This window comes from Mesorhizobium sp. M7A.F.Ca.ET.027.03.2.1 (assembly GCF_003999175.1).
In the GTDB taxonomy this organism is placed as follows: Bacteria; Pseudomonadota; Alphaproteobacteria; order Rhizobiales; family Rhizobiaceae; genus Mesorhizobium.
In genome coordinates this window covers 1-3,217 of sequence record NZ_RZOM01000728.1, presented here as the reverse complement: position 1 = coordinate 3,217, position 3,217 = coordinate 1, and the positions used below count along the sequence as shown (strand labels likewise).

At 58.0% G+C, this 3,217-nt stretch carries 2 protein-coding genes and 1 pseudogene; 1 reads left to right on the top strand and 2 read right to left on the bottom strand.

The features are described from left to right. Positions 1–176: 176 nt before the first annotated feature. Entirely contained in the window at positions 177–1,076 is a 900-nt protein-coding gene (locus EN750_RS25725) for an alpha/beta hydrolase (protein ID WP_127398222.1), read from the top strand. A gap of 60 nt (positions 1,077–1,136) precedes the next feature. On the opposite strand, the pseudogene EN750_RS25720 reads toward EN750_RS25725, so the two are convergent. Then, positions 1,137–2,178, bottom strand: a pseudogene (locus EN750_RS25720) (site-specific integrase). 287 nt (positions 2,179–2,465) lie between these two features. Next, positions 2,466–3,217: porin (locus EN750_RS25715; protein ID WP_145967912.1), on the bottom strand; the 752-nt coding region annotated here is incomplete at its 5' end.

Genomic DNA, 3,217 nt, shown 5'->3' with positions numbered 1-3,217 from the left:
GGGGGTTCCAGGGAACGCCAACGCCTCACTTCGCTGGAACACCCCTCATCCGTCTCGGCGCTAGCGCGCCGATTCACCTTCTCCCACAAGGGGAGAAGGCAAGAGCGCCTTTCATTTGACCATCCCTGCCCTCGCCTGTAGCTGTCCAAATCGGTACAGCGAGATCGAACATTCCGATGGCAAGCAAGCAAAATTTCTCCGACTTCTTCTACAGTGCACCGGATGGGCTAAAACTTCATGCGCGCATCTACGGTGAGGCCAATAGCGGACCCTGGCCGGTTGTCTGCCTGCCTGGCCTGACCCGCAACGCCAGGGATTTTCACGAGCTGGCGCTCTATCTGTCGACGGATGCGGCAACTCCGCGCAAGGTAATCGCCTTCGACTACCGTGGGCGCGGGCAGTCAGCCTATGATCCCGACGCCAAAAACTACAATGTCGGCGTGGAGGCTGGCGACATCCTGGCCGGGCTGACGGCGTTGAACATCGGAGAAGCGGCCTTCATCGGCACCTCGCGCGGCGGGCTGATCATCCATGTGCTCGGGATGATGCGGCCATCGGTCCTGAAAGCCATTGTTTTCAACGACATCGGGCCGGTGATCGAGGCGGCCGGACTTGCCCATATCCAGTCTTATCTCGAGCGCGACCCGGCACCGAAAACCCGCCCACAGGCAATTGCCGCCCAGCGCAGCGTGCATGACGAAGACTTCCCCGCCCTTGCCGGCGCCGACTGGGACCGGATGATATGGGCTCTCTACCGCGAAACGGATGATGGGCTGATGCCGGATTTCGATCCGAAGCTGGTGGATACCGTGGCGAGCCTCGATCTGACGCAGAAGCTGCCTGATCTATGGCCTCAATTCGAGGCGTTGGCCGCCATCCCGTTGCTCGCCATACGTGGTGCCAATTCGAGATTGCTGTCCATAGATTCGCTCAAGCAGATGAGAGAGCGCCATTCCGTGATGGAGGCGATCACTGTCGAGGGCCAGGGCCATGCGCCATTCCTCGAGACCGGCAGCCTACCGGGCGACATAGCCGCTTTTCTCGATCAAGCCGAGCGGAAGAATATCCTGAAGTAAATCCCATGACCAAACAAGGTCACGGGATAGCCATGATAGTATAGGTGGGGATTCTTTAGCCTACTTGGCTTTTGAACTTTTCCGAGTCGCTTTCGGCGACTCCTTTGCGGCGGCGGCTGCCTCGTCCTTCTTTTTCCGCCCTGCCGTCGGCGACGAAGGCGTCGTCATAGGCGAAGAAAACATGGAGCCTTCAGCGCGATTGCCGCCCGGCTGAGTCGATCGAGGTGTTTCCAGCACGATGACACAGCCATCGAGATCGTTGGTGGCCAGATGCGCGTAGCGCATGGTCATCGACAACGTCTGGTGGCCGAGCCACATCTGCACGCGCCGGATGTCGATGCCGCCCTGGACAAGGCGCGAGGCGCAGGTATGGCGCAGTATGTGCGGCACCACCTGGTCGTCTGCGCCAAGTCCGACTTCGGCCTTCGCGTCGTTCCAGATGGCACGAAACTGTGCCTGGCTAAGCTTTGTGAACGGTCCTTTGGGCCGGCGACCCTCAGTGGGAGGCAGCTTGATGACCTCCTTGACCCGCTCGGTCATCGGAATGGTGCGGCTGCGGCCGGATTTGGTGATCCAGAAACTGACGCGATGCTCCTGGATATCGTTCCAGATCAGCCCAAGCGCCTCGCCGAGACGGCATCCGGTATCGACCAGGAAGACGGAAAGCCTGTAGGCATCTTCGCTTCGGCTCTTGATGGCGGCGAACAGCCTTGCCTCTTCGTCCCTCTCGAGGAAGCGAATCCGCCCCGCCCGCTCCTTCTGGCGGCGGAACTCGGGCAGGCTGTGGATCTCCCATCTTGTGAGCCTTGCGCAGCAGTTTGCTGAGGGCAGCCATCTTTCGATTGATGGTTGCGTTGCTGTTGCCGCGCTGGCGCAAGGTGCCGATAAGGTTGTCCAGGGTACTTTGGTCAAAGGCGCTGAAACGCTCCCCAAGGAGAATCTCGTCTATTTCGCCGATGAACGAGCTGACATTATACTTATGCCGCCCATCATCCCATAATATGTCCCGATATGCTGAAAAAAGATCTCCGACCCGATGCGACTTTACTTCTCTAATCTTGTTGTAGGTGTATCGAATCTTCGGACTTTGAGAAGAAAACATCGAAAAATGATCAGAGGACTCGCCCTCTTGAATCGCTTCGTTCGTCATCATTTGCCACACCCCCGAGTGGGATAGGTCAGCCCTACCCGCTTGGAAGCGTCCTTTCAAGAGATTTTAATCACGCAGTTGTGATTTCATCCGCCCATCAGCGGATCCCACGAAATCACCCCACGGATTTATTCAGCTACCGATACCCCCATCCTTCTGTTTGCCTTGATCCAGTCACGAAACAAAAACAGCCCGGGCGTTGTGCGCCCGGGCTGGATTTCACACGTAAGGAACCAGCCTTAGAACGAGCGCTGGAAGCGGAGCATGCCGCCGATGTTGCTCTTCTTGTCGGCATTGGTCCAGTTGGAGAAGTCGGCCTCATCGAAATTGCCTGCGTTGAGGTAGTCAACTTCGGCCGTCACGGTGAAGCCTGGGACAACGTCATAGGCGATGTTCGCAGCGATGCCGAGGTTCTTCCAGTCATCATACGAAATCTGGGCATTGAACGAGGTCTTCTCGTTGAACTTGTAGGTGCCACCGCCCCACACTGCCCAGTTGCCGCCCCACTGCTTGTAGAAGCCGCGACCGCCAGCCGAAAGCGTATAGCTCGGATCGTTGAGGTTGTCGTCGGTGCCATAGCCACCAATGATGAACAACGACAACTCGTTGGAAACGTTCACATCCAAGCGAACTTTGCCAGCGACTTCTTCGTAGTTGCTGTCATAGGCAAGGACACCGGTGATCGCGCCCCAGCCCTGGGTCCACTTCACGCCGCCGACAACATGCGGAACATAGCTGTCGATCGTGCCGACGCCATACGCGCCAAGAGTGCCGTCACCCGAGCCTTCTTCGAGCGAGAGCACGGCCGAGAACCCATTGCCTGCGTCGAAATAGTACTGGACGACGTTGGTGTCGAAGTCGCCGTAGGGAACCAGCGTATCCTGGATGACGTTGCCGGCATAGCCGATGAACGTATTGAAGGCCGATTCGTCTTTACCGACGCGCAGACCACCGAGCTGGATCCAGGCGAAATTCAGCGAAGCACCGCTGT